Source organism: Chryseobacterium sp. PCH239 (assembly GCF_018924625.1).
Lineage (GTDB): Bacteria > Bacteroidota > Bacteroidia > Flavobacteriales > Weeksellaceae > Chryseobacterium > Chryseobacterium cucumeris.
This window is the reverse complement of record NZ_CP073027.1, coordinates 4,622,978-4,640,259: the sequence shown is the minus strand read 5'-3', so window position 1 is coordinate 4,640,259 and position 17,282 is coordinate 4,622,978. Positions and strand designations below refer to the sequence as shown.

Here is a 17,282-nt window from a genome sequence, read left to right as displayed (position 1 = left end):
TTAATTTATTCTGTAAATCTCTCAGATATACGTAATAATCAAAATTCTCACTAAATTTGCATTGTGTATATAGATAAAGAAGATTTAGACGAATTAGAGTTTCCGCAATTGCTCGCGGAAATCTCCCCATTTGCGTATTCTCCAAAAACAAGAGAAAAAATTCTTCAACTTCGTCCGATGGAAATTGACGAGGCGGAACTTTCATTAAAAAAAACCTCAGAATATCTGTCGAGTTTTGAAAGTTCAAACGCGATTCCGTTTGATGAATATGAAGATATTGAAAGTGAGCTGAAATTGATGCTGATTGAGAACTACCGTCTGGAAAATGCTGCTTTCATCAAAATAAAAACCATCACGGAACAAATCGGAAGACTTCAGAAATTCTTCCCTACCATGCCGGAAACGTTTCCTACTTTGTTAGAAGAGGTTTCTGTACTGGAATTCAAAAAAGAGATTATTGAGAAGGTAGATAAGGTTTTTAACCGTTTTGGTGAAGTAAAAAATGAAGCTTCTCCAGCTCTGAAAGGGATAAGAACTGAAATTCAGCTGGCTAAAAAGGCGATTCAGGAAAACTTCAACCGTGCGCTTACCACGTATGGACAGAGTGACTTTCTGGATGATATCCGGGAAACGATTATTGACGACCAAAGGGTTCTGGCCGTAAAATCAGGATTCAAAAAAAGGGTTGCCGGAAGAACATTAGGAATTTCCAAAACAGGTTCCATCACGTATATTCAGCCGGACAGTGTGGTAAAGCACTATTTCAAACTGCGTGAAAATGAAGAGGAAGAGAAAAAAGAAATTGATAAAGTTCTCCGTAAACTTACTGCAGAACTGGCCGAATTTCAACCTCAGCTATGGAGATATCAGGTGTATATTTTTGACCTTGACCTTACGAGAGCTAAAGCGAAGTTTGGTGAAGTGATCAACGGAGTTCTTCCGAAAATCAACCATCATAAAACGCTGAGATTAAAAGATGCTTACCATCCTCTTTTATGGTTAAGAAACAGAGTTGAAAACAAAACCATTCACCCTCAAACACTTACCTTAACAGAACATAACAGGATCATCTGTATTTCCGGTCCTAATGCCGGTGGAAAATCAATTACCCTGAAAACAGTCGGATTATTGCAGCTGATGATTCAGAGTGGTATCCTGGTTCCGGTTCATCCTAAGTCTGAAATGTTTTTCTTTGAGAAAATCATGACTGATATTGGGGACAACCAGTCCATTGAAAACCATTTATCCACCTATTCATCGAGGTTGAAGAAAATGTCCGGGATCATTCGTGAGGCTGATGCCAATACGCTTCTGCTTATTGATGAGTTCGGTACAGGTTCTGATCCGGAGCTTGGAGGTGCGCTTGCAGAAAGTTTCATGGAGTTTTTCTATGACAAAAAGAGTTTCGCCATCATTACGACGCACTATACCAATATTAAACTGGTAATAGAACAGCTTCCCAATGCCCAGAATGCAGCCATGCTTTTCAATGAAGAAACATTGGAACCGATGTATAAGCTGGAAGTGGGACAGGCAGGAAGTTCATTTACTTTTGAAGTTGCGGAAAAGAATAAGATTCCAAGATTTATCATCCATTCGGCCAAGAAAAAGGTAGAGCATGATATTGTGAACCTTGATAAGACGATTGTAAAACTGCAACAGGAAAAATTTGAGGTAGAAAAACTGAAATCTGATCTTGCAGAAAGAAAAGAATCTGTAGAAGATAAACGTGATAATCTTCAGAAACTAAATGAGCAGCTTCAGCAGAAACTGTTCAATTTCCAGAAACTTTATGAAGAGGAACACCGAAAACTACAGTTCGGGAATAAGATTGAAACATTCATTGACAGCTATACCAAAGGAAAATCCAGAAAGGATGTGGTAAAAGATTTTGTAAAACTTCTTGAACAGGAGAAATTCAGAAAACTGGGCAGTGATAAGGATGAAACCAAACGCCTGCAGGTTGTTAAGAGAAAAATCACTCAACAGCTGAAAAAGGAAGAGGTTATTGAAAAAATTGCTGAGACCAATGAAAAACTGGAAGAGAAACGCAAAACCGACCGTGCTGTGTGGATGAAAATCGGACAGCGTGTTCGTATTACCGGAAGCACCAGTGTAGGAACCATTGAAAAAATTTCCAGAAATAAAGTGATCGTCAATTACGGAACTTTCAAGACCACGATTGATGCGGATGAACTTGAAAGAATTTAATGAATAAGAAATTAAATTAACGCAAATATAAAGAGAGAGCACCAGAAGGTACTCTCTTTTTTATATTATGCTTCATTTTTCTATTGCTATGCTTAAGGCTTTCCCTACATTTGAATATAAATGGGGAGCTTTGGAATGATAAACTGTATTCATATATAGTAAATATAAAAAAATATTTCACGTTTAAAGGATTTTTTGTGACATTTTATGGAAAATTATAAAAACTAATTGCTACATTTACAAAAAATAAACTTACCATGAAAAATCTTAAAAAACTATCAAGAATTGAACTAAGAACTCTAAAAGGAGGTTTAGAACCTAATTGTCATTGTAGTCCGTCAGGATCTGGATTACCTCCAATAGACACTATTGCAGATAATGCAGAAGCTTGCTTTAATATTTGTAGATGCTATAGAAATGAGCCAACATGCATTCGTTAACATCAATCTGAATATGGAAAAATCATATTTAAGTAAGAGGATATCATATATCCTCTTATTTTATTTCTCCACTTTTGCCTCCCAAAAAGTATCCATAACAAATAATACAGGAGAAATCATCGTCATAAATAATAACCAAAAAGAAATTGTTATCAATGATCATGAAAAAAAAGAGCTTCCTGATATTACAGAGGGAATCTCAGTCAAAAATAATAATAGACTTGATAAATTTATTAATGTATTTCTTGAACCCAAAGAAAAGCTTAATATTATTATTACAAATGATAATAATATTATTTACAATGGTGATAAGGCCAATATCCATGAATACATTAATGAGAAACTGAATATTGAAACATTTGGAAAAATAAATATTTACCTAAATGCCATTAAGAAAAAAAATCTTGGAGAATTAAAAAGATCTTCAGAACTTATCTTGCTTAACATTATGAATAATATCAAGCAAGAAAGTATTATATCGGCGGATACTGAGAACAATTCTGTAAAGAAAATGAAAAATTATATCAAATACAATTGGCTTAACACCATTTTTTCGGCTGTCAACAGCACAGAAAATAAGAATTTTTCTCAGGAGGCCATTGACTATTATTATAAAAAATATATAAAAACTGATATTTTAAAATTCAGTTGTAATGATTATTATCATTATAAAATTATAGAGATCTTAGCAAAAAATAAAGATGTATTACGAATAGAGCTTCCAACCTATACTATCATTGAAACTACAAAAGATGACAATACTAATCAGTATTTATCCAAAAGTTGTCAAAAATTTTATTTCCTTAACAAGTTTCGCTATTTGGACTATATAAATAGTTCTGAAAAAGAATTTTATCAAAAAATATTAAGTGAAAAATTTAATGATTAATAAAAGTATTTTATCCAAAGTCGTTAGTATTATATTCCTTTTGGGATCTTTCTCTATTTATTTTGGACAAAATTATCAAATTATTTACGAAGTCAGGTTTAAACCTTTAAAACAAAGTGATTCATTTGCAAAAGAGTATATGGCCTTAAAAATAATTAATGGACAAAGTATTTTTTATAATCTGAATAAAGAAAAAATAGATTCCCTTGTTAAAGAAAATAATTTTAAAGATGTGGCATTCGTTACTAGTTCATTTCTGAGGTTTAAAATTTTTAAAGATTTATCAAAAAATCATTACATCATAGGAGGTAATTTTAACCAGTTTAATTACTGGTATAAGGAAAACAATATCAAGTATTACAATATCAAGAAGTTTGGAAAGTACAATGATTACATATCTTATGAAGCTTTTGCTAATTTTGGAAAGAGAGAATGGAAACTTTTATACACTCATGATATTCCAATCAACGATGGACCTTATGTTTTTTCAGGACTACCAGGTTTAGTCATTAAAGCTGAATCATTAGATAAGGATTATTGTTTTGAACTGATTGAAATTAAAAAGTTGAATGAGCAGTCAGAAATAACAAACAACAAAGAAAATATAAGAAAAGAAAAGCTAGTAAAGGACATCAATGATTTTATGAATGACCCTGCCGCTCATCACATTAACTTCAAAAATGATTTGGGAGATAGTTTTAATTATGAGTTTAAGGGGATTAAAGATAAAAATTATGAGGCAACAAATGAATATTTACAGAAAATAATCAATCAGTTTAATAACTATCCGGATAAGGATGTTCCTATAATAACATTCTAATTGAATAAAAAATCAATTTTGAATATTCAAAATACAATATTTTACTACACAATTCCTAGATTAAAAAAAGAGTATTTTTTCAAATACTCTTTTCTATTTTTACTTCTTAATGAATTTTAATCGGGTTACTTTTTCTTTATCTTTCAACTGGATAAAATAAACTCCTTTTGATAAATGGTTAAGGTTTACATGGTGATTTGAAACTTTTCCTTCGTCAATTTTCTGTCCTGCAATATTATAAATTTCATAATCGGCGGCTTCTGAAATCCCTGAAATATTTAAGACATCAGAGGCAGGGTTAGGATAAATTTCAGGTTTTACAGACTTTCCTGATTCTTCCAATCCAAGGGTGAGATTGATTAAATCTACTCCATAATCTTCAACTTCCCCATAGGTAAATGTACTGCAGGCATCTAAAGGTATTGTTTGACTGGAGATAACTCTCATGGTAACGCCGCATAGTTTCACTGCTGCCAAACTTGGAATCGTAAATACAGATACAGCCGGAGCAGCCTGAGTAACATTATTGGCCACCATCACTCTTTCGTTGGATTCAAAAATTCCGTTGGCATTAAGATCTATCCACGCCGTTACTGTTGTTGTGCCTGGAGTTCCCGTCCAGGTATTGGTTACTGAAAGCTTATTTCCTGTAGTTCCAATAAAAAACTTAACTCTACGGCTTAAGTCACTTCTGTAATCTATATAATTGGAAGGTCCGGAATCGCTTACCATTGGAGAGGTAACTCCTGTAGAATTTACGGTCACATTGGAAATATGCATCATCGTGGTATCTGTAGAAGCACTTGCACAATAATTAATGGTAGTGGTAAAAAATATAGGATCAGACCATAATCCCTGTGTTGTACACACTTTCACTACCTGTACTTCATACGATGTACAAGGTTGCAAACCTGTAATTGTGAAAGAGTTTTGACCCGATACGGGTGTACCCGTCATCCAGAAAGTTGTTCCTGGTATTCTATATCTTATCATATTATCCGGACTATTAGGATCTGCAGTCCAGGTAACTGTTCCAGAAGTAAGTGTTATATTCGACATCTGAACTCCTGTTGGAGCATTGGTATCACAGTACAATAAAGATTGAGGTTCTTCTTCTATTTTGTGGGTTGCCTGAAGGCTTGAAATTCCCAATATAAAAGAGAATACAAAAAGTAGTTTTTTGGTCATGTTTATCAGTTTTAAAATTTCTTTGAAAAATAGGGTATTTTTTCAAATATAGCTTATACTTTCTCCATATAGCATTGTATTTTTTAATATTTTTGACAATAAAGTGTAAAACACACAGAAACTCTATGCTTTAATATATGTTCAAAAGTATTTCTACTCTCTGGATTTTTTATAAAAAAATAATAATTCCCACCTTGATATTTTCTTTATTAGCTTCTTGTTTATCCTCTTTCAATATTGAGAACTTTGGATTGAGTTTTCTTTTAATATCTCCTGTTCTTCATTATTTTATATATGAACTCCGGTTTAAAAATGAATATTACTTTTATGCCAATTTAGGGTTTTCCAGAGGTTTCCTTTGGGGATTCACGGTAGCTGTCTGTGTGATTGTCAAAATAATAACAGGAATTTTATGAGCAAGCTTCATATTGACAGCATAACCAAGTCTTTTAAAGATAATAATATCCTTCGGGATATTTATTTAGGATGTGAAACCGGGCAGATTATTGGAATTCTGGGCAGAAATGGTGTTGGCAAATCAACATTATTAAAAATTATTTTTGGAACTGTCAGTAGTGATACCCAGTTCATAAGATACAATGACAAAATTCTGAAAAGCCTTTCCGATAGAAAAAACAGAATTGCTTATCTGCCACAGGATATTTTCTTACCGAAGTACAATACCATTAAAACCTTAATTCCTCTTTTTTGCAATAAAAAAAATACAGATCTGTTATTGACTTCAGATCTGATCCGTCCTTTTTTGTCGGAAAAACCTAAAGATCTTTCCAGAGGTGAGCAGAGAGTCATTGAAGCTTTAATGATAATTTATTCTGAAGCTGATTTTGTTTTACTGGACGAACCCTTCCATAGTCTTTCTCCGAAAATTTCTGTAGCATTGAAAGCTGCCATCATTGAACAGTCTGCGTATAAGGGATTCATTATTTCTGATCATAATTATCAGGAAGTTCTTGATATTTCACACCAAATATTTCTTCTGCGTGAAGGTTATCTAAAACAAATACAAGATTTAAAAGAACTGCAGCGGTATAATTATCTTCCGAAAAGCATTTAATTTATATATTTGAGGGATCAAAAAATTTTCATGATGACTTTCATAAACAAAGCATTCTATTTATCCGCTTTCAGTATTTTATCTATTGCTTTTGTAAAAGGGCAGACTAAAGTTCCTTTTGGAGTTGTAAAAGCTGAAGAAGGATATGCCAACGTACGTGTACATAAAGACGATTACCGAAAAATTGTAGACAAGATCCGTATGCGTAAAGGAGATGTATTTGTTTATGTAAAACCTGCTCCCGGAGAAACAGAATGGATCTGGATCAAATATCCGGAGAAACAGGATGACGACAAACCTTTTGTACGGTATGAAACTCTGGATAAAGAAGGAATGGTAAATAAAGGGCGTATTGCTTATGTAGACCAGCTTCCTGCCTACACTCCATCTAAATCTAAAAACGGAAGATCTCTTATTTTTACTGACAATTCTGATCCTAAGATTCCTACTGCCCAAAGAAGCAAAGTGGTGATTGATATTTATCCTTCCAATGCAGGATACCGTAAAAAGGAAAAAGATGCCGAAGGAAAAATTCTTACGATTGATAAAGTAAAACCATGGGGAATTGGAAATGACCTTCCGGAAGGTATGACCGAAATCAAATCCATCAGAGTACAGCAACCCGGAAGAGGATCTGTTTTTGTAAGAGAAGCCATCAAAAATATGTTCCAGCCTACCATGGATTTTGAAAACGTTGGAGTAACCTCACTTGACAACGATAATATTTTTCTTTATATGATAAACGGTTCAGGAGAAAACAGATACACTACTCTCTGGACGATTAAGAAAGGAAGAGTAATCAGCCAGATTATTTACCATAATCCGGAATAAATTCATTATTTTTGCATTCGAAAAGTTTTTACGCTTATTCATCACAGAAATTGGTTCTGCATCACTGCAGATTAAAAGGGAACCGTGTGAAAATCACGGACTGTCGCGCAACTGTAAGTAACTGAAGTCTTTATCAAAGATCCACTGTGCGAGGCATGGGAAGGAGATAAATGATGTTACAAGTCAGGAGACCTGCCTTTTTCTTAAACATGTAACTTTCGCGATTTGAAGTTGTATTGATCTGATGGATTGTTTCAGGAATTCTATAAGTTCCTGTTATTATTCTGTTGTTTCCAATCATTTCCTATCGCTTTAATTAATAATGATATATGACTACAGAAGAAAGAATTGAAGCATCCGAAACCAGAATCTTTAAAGCGGTTTTCCCTAACACAACCAATCACTATGATACCCTTTTTGGAGGTACGGCGATGCAGCTGATGGATGAGGTAGCTTTTATCACAGCAACCCGTTTTGCCAGAAAAAGAGTGGTAACGGTAAGCAGTGACAAGATCGATTTTAAAAAACCTATTCCTGCCGGAACCATCGTTGAGCTGATCGGGAAAGTTTCATACGTGGGAAAAACCAGTATGAAAGTAAACGTTGAAATTTACACCGAGCAGATGTATTCCTATGAAAGAGAAAAAGCAATTATTGGTGATTTTACTTTTGTAGCGATTGACGAATTCAAGAAACCAATCCAAATACTATAAACAATAAAGTTTCGGGCGGCCAGAGGCCGCCCGAAACTTTTCCATTCAACACAACATAGTATATCTCAACCAAAGAATGATTGGACTTCATTTGTTTTTTTATTTACTTTTAGCATGGCAAAAAAATTATTTTTACATTGCTGTCACTAAAAACTATAGAAGAACCGATATTTCATGAAAAAGATTATTGTAATCATTACCCTTATCCTATCCATTACATTAAGAGCACAAAAAGACGTTAAAATTGAACTTTCAGAAAGTTACGAATTAGGAAATATTATTCTGGCCCTCACTGAATATGGCAGAACAGATCCTTATGACGTACAGAAAATCCCACCGTATTATGATGAAATCATCACGTATTTTGAGCCTGTAAAAGATCATCCTTTACTAAAAAAAGTAAATTATTCAAGAAAAGATTGGAAAAAATTCTTAGGCTTCCGAACTGATTTCTATGCATTTTCTTTTGATGAAAAAGGCTTACTTAAAAGAGATTTTCCTTTCAATTCCTTTGGTCCTAAAGAAGTAGATGAAAATCTGGAGCTCATCAATGACTTTGTAAAGAAATCAAATTACAGAACCTTTTATAAAAATCATCAGTCGTTTTACAATACTTTAATTGCCAATTACAAAGAGTATTATTACATCAATGATACTTATACTTTTTTGGATAAAATAGCAAAAAGACCAGCCAATGAAACAGATAAGAAATACATTATTGCCATATCTCCTTTGGTAGGCGGACAGAATTGCCACAGGGATATCAATAGCTCCTTAACTGTAGACTTTCCAAATATCGGAGAAGATCTTATCCTTGGAAATTTAAAAGGTAACCTCGCAAGAAGGATTCTTGATAATCACACCGTATTTTCAGAAATCGATCATGGGTATGTAAATCCTATTTCAGATCAGTACTCAAAGGAGATAACGGAAAGCTTCAACCTTACGAATTGGGATAAAAAATCAGGATACCCGGGAATAAATTCATTCAATGAATATATGACATGGGCAGTTTACGATTTGTTCATCAACGAAAAATTTCCAGAAGAAAAAACAGACAGTCTTTCAGCGATTTATCATAAAGTGAATATCCGACGCGGTTTTATTGCTCAGAATTTATTCTCGGAGAAGCTTATAGAGCTTTATAAAAAGGAAAAGAATCTGGAAAAATTATATATTCCATTATTAAAGTGGACGAAGAAAACAGGAAACAAAATTTCCCAGCCTTCCGTTGTCAATTCCAATAATAAAGACTTTGAGAAAACTGATCTCAATAATATCGTGGTACAATTCACACAGCCTATGAAAAAAACAAAGACTCTTCAGCTCAAATTATATGAATACATTGATGGAAAAGAAACCCGCAATACCATCATTATCGTTAAAAATCCGGTCTGGTCTAAAGACGGGAAAGAAGTGAAATTCAGCCTGGATACTTCTTATAAAAATTTTGTACTGGGATTTTATGTACATAACAGTATGGCTGGATTTTATTCAAAGAAGGGAATTTTATTAAATCCCGACAATTACTTATTACTAGCCTCTTAAAACATTTCAGATGATCTATAAGAAGACCCTGCCCAATAAGCGGGCAGGGTCTTCTTTTTTCAATTATTTCAGTACTTTTTCTGTTTCCAGACTTCTGTTCAGCAAAAGCTCAAAAGCCTCTCCCATTTCATCAGATGCTCTGCTGATTGCATTTTCAAGCATATTTCGAATTTGTCTTTCTGTCACTCCAGCTTCAGTCCAGCTTTTTCCGGAAGTATGAGAATTTAAGATAAACGGCATGATTCTGTCAATTCCACATGCAAAGATAGCATCCGGAGTTTTCTCATCTTCAAACTCAAGCCATAAATTAAAGAATTCTGTACGTAAAGGTTCATCCAGAATTCCAAAGATTTTCTGAGCAGAAGCTTTCTCTCTTTCGAACTTTCCTACCATTGCCTTTTCATCAAAAATAAAAGTGTCTCCGGCTTCAATCTCCACAAGATCATGAATGGAAAGCATTCTTATCACTCTTAACAAATCAATATCTGCACGGTTTTTAGCATACGGATAAAGGATCTGAGCCAGAATAATAATCTGCCATGAGTGTTCCGCTGTATTCTCTCTCCGGGAATCGTCTGCATTATAATTTCTTCGCTGTACATTTTTAAGTGCATCTACTGCCAGAATAAAATCGATCTCTTTCTGAATTTTCATCTTACTTCTTATTTCTGTTATATTGATCAGACGGATATACCTTTGTTTTGGTAATCCATTTATTATTTATCTTTTCTTTAGTGGTCACTTTTACACTACCTTCAATGCTCATATCCTCTTCTTTTTCAAAGACTTTATCAAGTCCTTTATTCGGAATTACAACATATTCTGATGTAAAAATATCACAGCAGCCGGACTTTCCATAAGAAATTAGACGTTTACGCTTGGCATCAACATCAAAAATATCCAGACCGTTTGAACCCAGCTCTGTAAGTTCATCACTTTTTACAAACCCTAATCTTGTCTTGTTGAAGACATATACATCATAAGATGCCCCGCTATAATTTCCCATATTTCCGTTCCTTATGGCAACATCTTCCGTTCCATCGAAATTAAAGTCATCTATAATTACGGCACGCTGATCTTTTAAAAGGGGGATCAATTTCCCCTGGATCGGTTTTTGACCTTGTTCTGTATACAAAACCAGATCCTCTGAAACAAAAGTCTGTACTTTGCTGTTTTTATGATCAAACAATTCCACCGTTCCCTTTCCTCCGCATCTGTCATCATAACAATTTTCTACATGGATGACAGCATCATAACTTTTTGATACATTTTTAACCTCAAACTGATATTGCCCGAAACATAAGGGACCTAATAAAAGAAATGCCGATAAGTGCCAGTACTTATTCAAAATATTCATGGTAATAGTAAATGATTTAGGTGTTTTTATTGCTAACAAAAATACGAATCATAATAGCGATCTCAAAATCCCGGTCTCATTATCTGTCAGAATTACCCTTTCAATAAAAGTGTATTCATAGATAAGAAGCTGTTTCCCGCTATCCGCTCATACTCCTCGCTCCTGCCTAAAGCCATAGCTGCTGTGGGGTAACCGCTGCTATCGGGGCTATGACATGAGTAATCTGTAATGAGTAATGGGTAATAATTAATAAAAGATCATTTTTTCTATCAATTTTATTTAAAAATTAAAGATTTCTGAGCTATTTTCTGTTAAAATTCATTTTACGCAAAATTCAAGGCAAAATTTATTTAATTGATTTTCAATATTTTAAATAATTTATTTTAAAAATTTCACTACTTTGTATTGCATAATACCATTTTATTTACATATCTTTGTAATGTAAAATTAGAATAGGCTCAACTAGCTAGGGGCATTTTTCTAAAAATATAACTAATTAACAAAACTTATCAAAGATGAATACCGAAAATACCAAAGCGCAAATGCGAAAAGGAATTCTGGAATTCTGTATTCTAAGTCTCATCAATAACCGTGAAATGTATGTTTCTGATCTTATTGACGAACTGAAAAAAGGAAAACTGGATGTAGTGGAAGGGACCCTCTACCCTCTTCTTACAAGACTTAAAAACGGAGAGTTTCTCTCTTACAGATGGGAAGAATCTACAGGAGGACCACCCAGAAAATATTATCAGATCACAGAAAAAGGAAAACTTTTCCTGGATGAACTACTCAATACATGGAATGAACTGACAGCCTCAGTAAACCAAATCACCCAACAAAATTAAAAAACAAAGCTATGAACAAGACACTCTCAATAGGACTCGCAGGTTTTTCTTTTACCATAGAAGAACACGCATATATAAAGCTCAGCGATTACCTGAATGCACTGAGAAGCTCTCTGGATGCTTCTGAGGCTGATGAAGTAATGCATGACATAGAAATAAGAATGGTGGAGATTTTCAAAGATTCTTTAGGAAAACGTGAAGTGATTAACGATACCGATGTAGAAAAGGTAATCGCACAAATCGGAAGCCCTGAAAAAATCGAAGAACAGGAAGAAGCTTATTTTTCTGAAAAAACATCTGCCAGAAAAGAATATTCCGGATCCAATTATACCGATAAAAAACAACTGTTCCGTGATCCGGAAAAACAAAAAGTAGCAGGGGTTTGTGCAGGTTTAGCTCAATATGTAGGAATGGATATTACTACCATGAGAGCAATCTGGCTGGGAATCTTCATACTAGGAATTTTTACAGCAGCCATTTCCTCTTCTTTAATAGGCCTTTTATATGTAATCCTTTGGATCGTACTTCCAAAAGCTGAAACAGCAGCAGATTTCCTGAAAATGCAGGGAAAGCCTATGAACTTCGACAATCTTAAGAATGAGTCTAATAAATTGGTACAATTTGCCAATGAATCTACTCAGAGGGTCGGAGAAATCTACAACGAAAACAAACCTTATATCAACAATGCAAGCAGCGGAGTTTGGAATGTGTTCAAGTATATTGTAGGTGGTTTCTTTGTACTAATGGCTGTAAGCAGCATTATCGGAGTATTTGTATTATTTGCCCTTTTCGCAATGGATACAGACTTCCCCGGAGCTAATGAAATCAGATTCTACATGGACGATCAGGGACTTGATAAAGTACTGGCTGCGATGATGGTGATCGGAAGTTTAATCCCGGCAATCCTTTTCAGCTTATTGAGCATCAAGATCTTCTCTCCGAAAACAAAACTGAGAAATATCGGATGGGTTGTAGGTGGTTTATTCCTTCTTTTGATCGGACTTGGAACTTACTTCGGAATCAGTATGGCTAAAAAAGACATGATCTATAGAGGAAGCAAGGAAGATGTAGAAAATGTTGCCATCAACACCACTTCAGATACAGTGTATGTAGACGTAAAACAGATCAACATTCCTCAGAATTTCAAAGGGTATAACAATGATATTTATTCTGATAAAAGAACAGTGTATGAAGAAGATTATATTTCTGTAGATGTAACCAGAAAACCAGATATTAAAACACCTTATCTGATCATTAAAAAAGAAGGAAAGGGATATAACTTCCCAATCCAGATGACGGTTCCTGTAGAAATTGTAAACAACAAAGTATTACTTCCTAACTACATCAAATATCCGTACGAACACAGATTCAGAGATTACAGCCTTGATTACGAACTTGTGGTTCCGCAAAAAGCAGTTGTTTTATCCATGAATAAAAATCGTATCCACATGGACGGAGATTTAGACGGAGACGGTATCAATGACGAAGACCAGGACAGAGATGAAGACCATAACAATGTCCGAATTGAAAAAAATAAAATAACGGTAAACGGTTCCAGTATCGAATACAACTCTGATGACAAAGACAGCATCATTGTAAACGGTAAAAAAGTTCCTAACAACCAGGCAAAGAAAGTTATTGATTCTGCAGTGTCTACTATCAAAAAATCAAATAAAGATATGGACATCAAAATCAAAGACGGAAAAAACGAAATTTCCATACAAACTAAATAATTAACTTCAGAGAGTGGTAGAAGGTGTGGGTGGATGGCAACCGTTTGAAATTCACACCCTTCTTCTCTCAGAAAAGTAAAAATAAAACCATATTTAGTTTCTTATGTGAAAAAAAAGTTTTAATTTCGTAAAGCTAAAATTTAATAACCAACCAATCAAAAACACAGCCTTATCATGATACAATTTGCAATGGAATTCGTAATGAAAATCGTAGATTTAATTAGCGGTTTGTTTTAAGAGCAATAATATTTCAATATATTTGTAAAGTATAACCAAAGTTTGGTTATACTTTTTTGTTTTTAATCCAAGAAATCTATGAAAAAGCTGTTAGGCAAAGCAATGTTAAAAGTATTAGGTTGGAAAGTCGTTCTTCAGGGCGATGTCAACAATCTGAACAGGTGTATCCTAGTGGTAGCACCACATACCCATAATATGGAGTACATTTTAGGAAATTTCGCCTATTGGTCTTTGGAAAAACCTTTAAAAATTATCATTAAAGATGCACACACCAAAGCATGGTATGGAAGTATTGTAAAAGGACTTGGAGGTATTGGTATCGACAGAAGCCAGAAAAACGATCTTGTAAATTTCGTAGCCAACCAGTTTTCCAAAGAAGATTTCAGTCTTGTGATTACTCCGGAAGGAACCAGAAGCTGGGTACCGAAATGGAGAAAAGGATTCTATCACATGGCTTTGGCAGCTAAAGTTCCTATTGTGCTGGCAGCAGGTGATTTTAAAAGAAAAATTGTTTACCTGGGCTACACTATACCTTATGAAAGAATAGCATCCGTATCTTTTTCAGAAATCATGCAGGAAATTCAGGACTATTATGTAAAAAATGATATTGTTCCTAAAGTACCGGAAAACTGGAATCCTAATATTATGGGAACTGAGTCAGAAGCTAGAAGCTAGAAGCTAGAAGCAAAATTAATTACCATTTATCAATTATTAAAATGAAAGGTCAGACAAAAGAAGAAATATTAGCATTCATCAATAACTGGGGAGATGTAACTCTTGCCAAAACACTTGAAATCAAATTCATTGATATTGATCTCGAAAATGAAACCCTTACTGCAACCATGCCTGTTCTGCCAAGAACTCACCAACCCTTTGGAATCATGCACGGAGGAGCAAGCTGTGTTTTAGCTGAAACCTTAGGGTCAAGCCTGTCTAATATTTTTATCGATGGCGAAAAATATTACGGAGTAGGAACCAACATCAATTCTAACCATTTAAGAAGCAAAAAAGATGGTATTGTAACTGCTACAGCACGCTTTATCAGAAAAGGTAAGACCATGCACGTATCAGAAATTGAAATTCGTGATGAAAAAGGAGTTTTAATTAATCATACCACAATGACGAATAATATTATTCACAGGTAATACTTACTGCAACATAAAAAATAAGGAGCTTAAACTAAATTTAAGCTCTTTTTATTTTGACATCTTTTAGACTAGTAATACCTTTGCAAAAAGAAAAGTTACGCTGGGAATTTCCTATATTATTTCCGGCTGTTGGTTTCCAAAATTCCTTCATAGCTCATGATTTATTTCAAACTTCCCTTCGACGAAAGATTATTGTCTGCAGATGAAAAAAGCACTAAAAATGCAGTTAACTTTTTTTCTTATAATGGCTTAGATCAGATTAGCTTCAGCGGAGATATTTCTGAAATACCCCCCAATGAAGTTGATCAAAAATTGATTACCAATGAAGTTTTGAATGATGATACCACAAATTATTACGCTGAAACCAAAGAAGAATACTGCCACACTTTACAGCAAGTAATTAAAGTCATCAAAGAAAACAATTTGCCAAAACTTGTTTATTCAAGAAGGAAAATATTTACAAATTTTCATACAGTCAATTATACAGAGAGTTTTAAAAACTTATGTAAATCATATCCCAATGCTTTCAGATATCTTTTTAATGATGGAAAAAATGCATGGATGGGAGCTTTCTCGGAAGTATTAGGGAAGTTTAATAAAACTACGTACGAATTTGAAACCATGGCCCTTGCCGGAACTCTTCCGGTATCTGAGGAGTGGTCCGAAAAAGAAATTGAAGAACAAAAGCCGGTTACCAATTATATTCAGAATATTCTGGCAAATTATTCTGACAATATAGATCAGTCAGAAACCTATGACCATATTTCCGGTAATATCAAACATTTACGAACAGATTTTAAAACCAGTATACAACCTGAAGATCTTGATAAAATTATTCAGGATCTGCACCCTACTCCTGCAGTCTGTGGTATTCCAAAAGATTTTTGCAATGAGAATATCCGTAAATATGAAAAATTCCCCCGTGAATTTTATGCAGGTTATATCAAGGTTGAAACGGATGAGAGTATCCTGTATTTTGTCAATCTGCGTTGTGCAAGACTTTATAAAGACTCCATACATGTTTTTGTAGGAGGCGGAATAACAGCTCAAAGTGATCCGGAAAAAGAATGGAGAGAAACAGAACTGAAGTCTGAGGCGATATTGAAAAACCTGATTGTTTCCTAATATTTTTAGATTTGCCCACAGATTCTACAGAAACCTGTATTATGCTAAGTAAACGCCTTTGAGAACGATTTATCGTCCTTCTGCGGACTTTGCCTTATATAGGTTTAGGCTAAAACCAATTGGTCTCTTTATCCTTTTTCCTGAACAGGCTAAAGCCCGTCCCTATTGAATAGGAAAAGCAGATATGGATATTTATACTAAACCTAATCCCATGCTACCTTTTATCTGAAAGCTGCAATCTATAACCCCATTAAAAAACCTCCTTCAAAAAGAAAGAGGCTATATCTATATTGAAATATTCAATTTATTTCTTTAAACCGATTCTACTCCATGTATCCATTACGAAAAGCAGGATAAGACCTATTGCAGCAGCTCCAGCTGAGAATGCAAATCTAACGTTATCTTCATCTCCTAAGATATCTGTCGCCTGCCAGTTAATAGCATAAAGATTAATGGTGATGAATACAATGAACAGTACTAAAAATACTTTATAAAACTTCTTCATGACTCTTAAAAATTAATATAATTCTGCACCAACTGGGCAAAATTTGCGGTGAATAATTTAATTGAAATTGCCAAAAGGATAATTCCGAAAACTTTCTGAAGGATCATCAAAGTAGCATCCCCAATTTTCTTCTCCAGCCATTTCGCTGATTTCAGCACCAAATATACGAAAATTGTATTAAGAATAATTCCGCAGATAATATTAATATCATGAAATTCAGCTCTAAGAGATAGTGCAGTTGTTAATGTTCCAGCTCCGGCAACCAATGGAAATGCGATGGGTACAATGGATGCAGCCTTTGCCTCAGTGGTTTTATTAATTTCAATTCCTAAAATCATTTCCAGCGCTATGACAAAAATCACAAAAGCTCCGGCAATAGCAAAAGAATTTACATCCACTCCGATAAGCTTAAGAATCTTATTTCCTACGAACAGGAAAACAATCATAATAGCTCCGGCAGTAATGGCTGCCTTTCCAGCTTCAATCTGTCCGAACTTCTGCTGAAGGCTTACGATAATAGGAACTGAGCCAATGATATCGATCACGGCAAAAAGAACCATAAAGCTGGTAACAATCTCTTTAAAAGAAAAACCATCAAAAATTTCCATCTCTTTGTA

General features: G+C 34.3%; 17 protein-coding genes and 1 riboswitch. Of the genes, 12 read left to right on the top strand and 5 right to left on the bottom strand.

The window, feature by feature from the left end; genetic code table 11:
• The first annotated feature begins 63 nt into the window (after nucleotides 1–63).
• The 3 genes from KBP46_RS21335 to KBP46_RS21325 all read left to right on the top strand — a co-directional run bounded on the left by KBP46_RS21335 (nucleotide 64) and on the right by KBP46_RS21325 (nucleotide 4,360).
• The gene (locus KBP46_RS21335) at nucleotides 64–2,211 is read left to right on the top strand and encodes a DNA mismatch repair protein MutS (RefSeq protein WP_216444118.1); all 2,148 of its coding nucleotides are present in this window, start codon (nucleotides 64–66) and stop codon (nucleotides 2,209–2,211) included.
• Nucleotides 2,212–2,664: 453 nt separating this feature from the next.
• A complete protein-coding gene (locus KBP46_RS21330; RefSeq protein WP_148045402.1) occupies nucleotides 2,665–3,540 on the top strand; it encodes a hypothetical protein in 876 nt (291 codons plus the stop codon).
• The gene (locus KBP46_RS21325) at nucleotides 3,521–4,360 is read left to right on the top strand and encodes a GLPGLI family protein (RefSeq protein WP_131797512.1); all 840 of its coding nucleotides are present in this window, start codon (nucleotides 3,521–3,523) and stop codon (nucleotides 4,358–4,360) included. The genes KBP46_RS21330 and KBP46_RS21325 overlap by 20 nt, the downstream gene beginning before the upstream one ends.
• Nucleotides 4,361–4,459: 99 nt before the next feature.
• Here the strand turns inward: KBP46_RS21325 and KBP46_RS21320 are convergent, their stop codons facing one another.
• Nucleotides 4,460–5,548 (bottom strand): GEVED domain-containing protein, encoded by a 1,089-nt coding sequence (locus KBP46_RS21320; RefSeq protein WP_216444117.1) that lies wholly within the window; start codon nucleotides 5,546–5,548, stop codon nucleotides 4,460–4,462.
• Nucleotides 5,549–5,960: 412 nt separating this feature from the next.
• On the opposite strand from KBP46_RS21320, the gene KBP46_RS21315 reads away from it, so the two are divergent.
• The 4 genes from KBP46_RS21315 to KBP46_RS21300 all read left to right on the top strand — a co-directional run bounded on the left by KBP46_RS21315 (nucleotide 5,961) and on the right by KBP46_RS21300 (nucleotide 9,715).
• Nucleotides 5,961–6,623: an ATP-binding cassette domain-containing protein gene (locus tag KBP46_RS21315; protein ID WP_216444116.1), complete on the top strand. Its 663-nt coding sequence runs from the start codon at nucleotides 5,961–5,963 to the stop codon at nucleotides 6,621–6,623.
• Nucleotides 6,624–6,653: 30 nt separating this feature from the next.
• Complete coding sequence (locus KBP46_RS21310) at nucleotides 6,654–7,454, top strand: hypothetical protein (protein ID WP_123279410.1); 801 nt, start codon at nucleotides 6,654–6,656, stop codon at nucleotides 7,452–7,454.
• A gap of 34 nt (nucleotides 7,455–7,488) precedes the next feature.
• Nucleotides 7,489–7,669: riboswitch (cobalamin riboswitch) on the top strand.
• A 114-nt stretch (nucleotides 7,670–7,783) separates the two neighbouring features.
• Nucleotides 7,784–8,167 (top strand): acyl-CoA thioesterase, encoded by a 384-nt coding sequence (locus KBP46_RS21305; RefSeq protein ID WP_034699813.1) that lies wholly within the window; start codon nucleotides 7,784–7,786, stop codon nucleotides 8,165–8,167.
• A 174-nt stretch (nucleotides 8,168–8,341) separates the two neighbouring features.
• Nucleotides 8,342–9,715: a DUF4932 domain-containing protein gene (locus KBP46_RS21300; protein WP_216444115.1), complete on the top strand. Its 1,374-nt coding sequence runs from the start codon at nucleotides 8,342–8,344 to the stop codon at nucleotides 9,713–9,715.
• Nucleotides 9,716–9,778: 63 nt separating this feature from the next.
• On the opposite strand, the gene KBP46_RS21295 is transcribed toward KBP46_RS21300, so the two are convergent.
• Nucleotides 9,779–10,369: an HD family hydrolase gene (locus tag KBP46_RS21295; protein WP_123279408.1), complete on the bottom strand. Its 591-nt coding sequence runs from the start codon at nucleotides 10,367–10,369 to the stop codon at nucleotides 9,779–9,781.
• 1 nt (nucleotide 10,370) lies between these two features.
• Nucleotides 10,371–11,072 (bottom strand): hypothetical protein, encoded by a 702-nt coding sequence (locus tag KBP46_RS21290; protein WP_216444114.1) that lies wholly within the window; start codon nucleotides 11,070–11,072, stop codon nucleotides 10,371–10,373.
• A 515-nt stretch (nucleotides 11,073–11,587) separates the two neighbouring features.
• Here KBP46_RS21290 and KBP46_RS21285 point away from each other — a divergent pair.
• The 5 genes from KBP46_RS21285 (at nucleotide 11,588) to KBP46_RS21265 (ending at nucleotide 16,160) form a co-directional block, all read left to right on the top strand.
• Complete coding sequence (locus KBP46_RS21285; protein WP_002977573.1) at nucleotides 11,588–11,917, top strand: PadR family transcriptional regulator; 330 nt, start codon at nucleotides 11,588–11,590, stop codon at nucleotides 11,915–11,917.
• Nucleotides 11,918–11,928: 11 nt separating this feature from the next.
• Entirely contained in the window at nucleotides 11,929–13,650 is a 1,722-nt protein-coding gene (locus KBP46_RS21280) for a PspC domain-containing protein (RefSeq protein ID WP_062674422.1), read from the top strand.
• 315 nt (nucleotides 13,651–13,965) lie between these two features.
• A complete protein-coding gene (locus KBP46_RS21275) occupies nucleotides 13,966–14,562 on the top strand; it encodes a 1-acyl-sn-glycerol-3-phosphate acyltransferase (protein ID WP_120231932.1) in 597 nt (198 codons plus the stop codon).
• Between the two features lie 41 nt (nucleotides 14,563–14,603).
• A complete protein-coding gene (locus KBP46_RS21270; RefSeq protein WP_002977570.1) occupies nucleotides 14,604–15,032 on the top strand; it encodes a PaaI family thioesterase in 429 nt (142 codons plus the stop codon).
• 159 nt (nucleotides 15,033–15,191) lie between these two features.
• Nucleotides 15,192–16,160 (top strand): chorismate-binding protein, encoded by a 969-nt coding sequence (locus tag KBP46_RS21265; protein ID WP_216444113.1) that lies wholly within the window; start codon nucleotides 15,192–15,194, stop codon nucleotides 16,158–16,160.
• A 304-nt stretch (nucleotides 16,161–16,464) separates the two neighbouring features.
• Here KBP46_RS21265 and KBP46_RS21260 read toward each other — a convergent pair whose 3' ends face one another.
• Both KBP46_RS21260 and KBP46_RS21255 read right to left on the bottom strand, forming a co-directional pair.
• Entirely contained in the window at nucleotides 16,465–16,665 is a 201-nt protein-coding gene (locus KBP46_RS21260; RefSeq protein ID WP_047378522.1) for a hypothetical protein, read from the bottom strand.
• A gap of 5 nt (nucleotides 16,666–16,670) precedes the next feature.
• The gene (locus KBP46_RS21255; protein ID WP_062674416.1) at nucleotides 16,671–17,273 is read right to left on the bottom strand and encodes a MarC family protein; all 603 of its coding nucleotides are present in this window, start codon (nucleotides 17,271–17,273) and stop codon (nucleotides 16,671–16,673) included.
• Between the last annotated feature and the right edge of the window lie 9 nt (nucleotides 17,274–17,282).

Excerpts from the sequence above, each read along its gene's own strand:
- KBP46_RS21255 (WP_062674416.1), bottom strand. The coding sequence starts at position 17,273 with ATGGAAATTTTTGATGGTTTTTCTTTTAAAGAGATTGTTACCAGCTTT.
- KBP46_RS21295 (WP_123279408.1), bottom strand. The coding sequence starts at position 10,369 with ATGAAAATTCAGAAAGAGATCGATTTTATTCTGGCAGTAGATGCACTT.
- KBP46_RS21315 (WP_216444116.1), top strand. The coding sequence starts at position 5,961 with ATGAGCAAGCTTCATATTGACAGCATAACCAAGTCTTTTAAAGATAAT.
- KBP46_RS21290 (WP_216444114.1), bottom strand. The coding sequence starts at position 11,072 with ATGAATATTTTGAATAAGTACTGGCACTTATCGGCATTTCTTTTATTA.
- KBP46_RS21305 (WP_034699813.1), top strand. The coding sequence starts at position 7,784 with ATGACTACAGAAGAAAGAATTGAAGCATCCGAAACCAGAATCTTTAAA.
- KBP46_RS21275 (WP_120231932.1), top strand. The coding sequence starts at position 13,966 with ATGAAAAAGCTGTTAGGCAAAGCAATGTTAAAAGTATTAGGTTGGAAA.
- KBP46_RS21280 (WP_062674422.1), top strand. The coding sequence starts at position 11,929 with ATGAACAAGACACTCTCAATAGGACTCGCAGGTTTTTCTTTTACCATA.
- KBP46_RS21310 (WP_123279410.1), top strand. The coding sequence starts at position 6,654 with ATGATGACTTTCATAAACAAAGCATTCTATTTATCCGCTTTCAGTATT.
- KBP46_RS21320 (WP_216444117.1), bottom strand. The coding sequence starts at position 5,548 with ATGACCAAAAAACTACTTTTTGTATTCTCTTTTATATTGGGAATTTCA.
- KBP46_RS21330 (WP_148045402.1), top strand. The coding sequence starts at position 2,665 with ATGGAAAAATCATATTTAAGTAAGAGGATATCATATATCCTCTTATTT.
- KBP46_RS21265 (WP_216444113.1), top strand. The coding sequence starts at position 15,192 with ATGATTTATTTCAAACTTCCCTTCGACGAAAGATTATTGTCTGCAGAT.
- KBP46_RS21270 (WP_002977570.1), top strand. The coding sequence starts at position 14,604 with ATGAAAGGTCAGACAAAAGAAGAAATATTAGCATTCATCAATAACTGG.
- KBP46_RS21285 (WP_002977573.1), top strand. The coding sequence starts at position 11,588 with ATGAATACCGAAAATACCAAAGCGCAAATGCGAAAAGGAATTCTGGAA.
- KBP46_RS21260 (WP_047378522.1), bottom strand. The coding sequence starts at position 16,665 with ATGAAGAAGTTTTATAAAGTATTTTTAGTACTGTTCATTGTATTCATC.
- KBP46_RS21300 (WP_216444115.1), top strand. The coding sequence starts at position 8,342 with ATGAAAAAGATTATTGTAATCATTACCCTTATCCTATCCATTACATTA.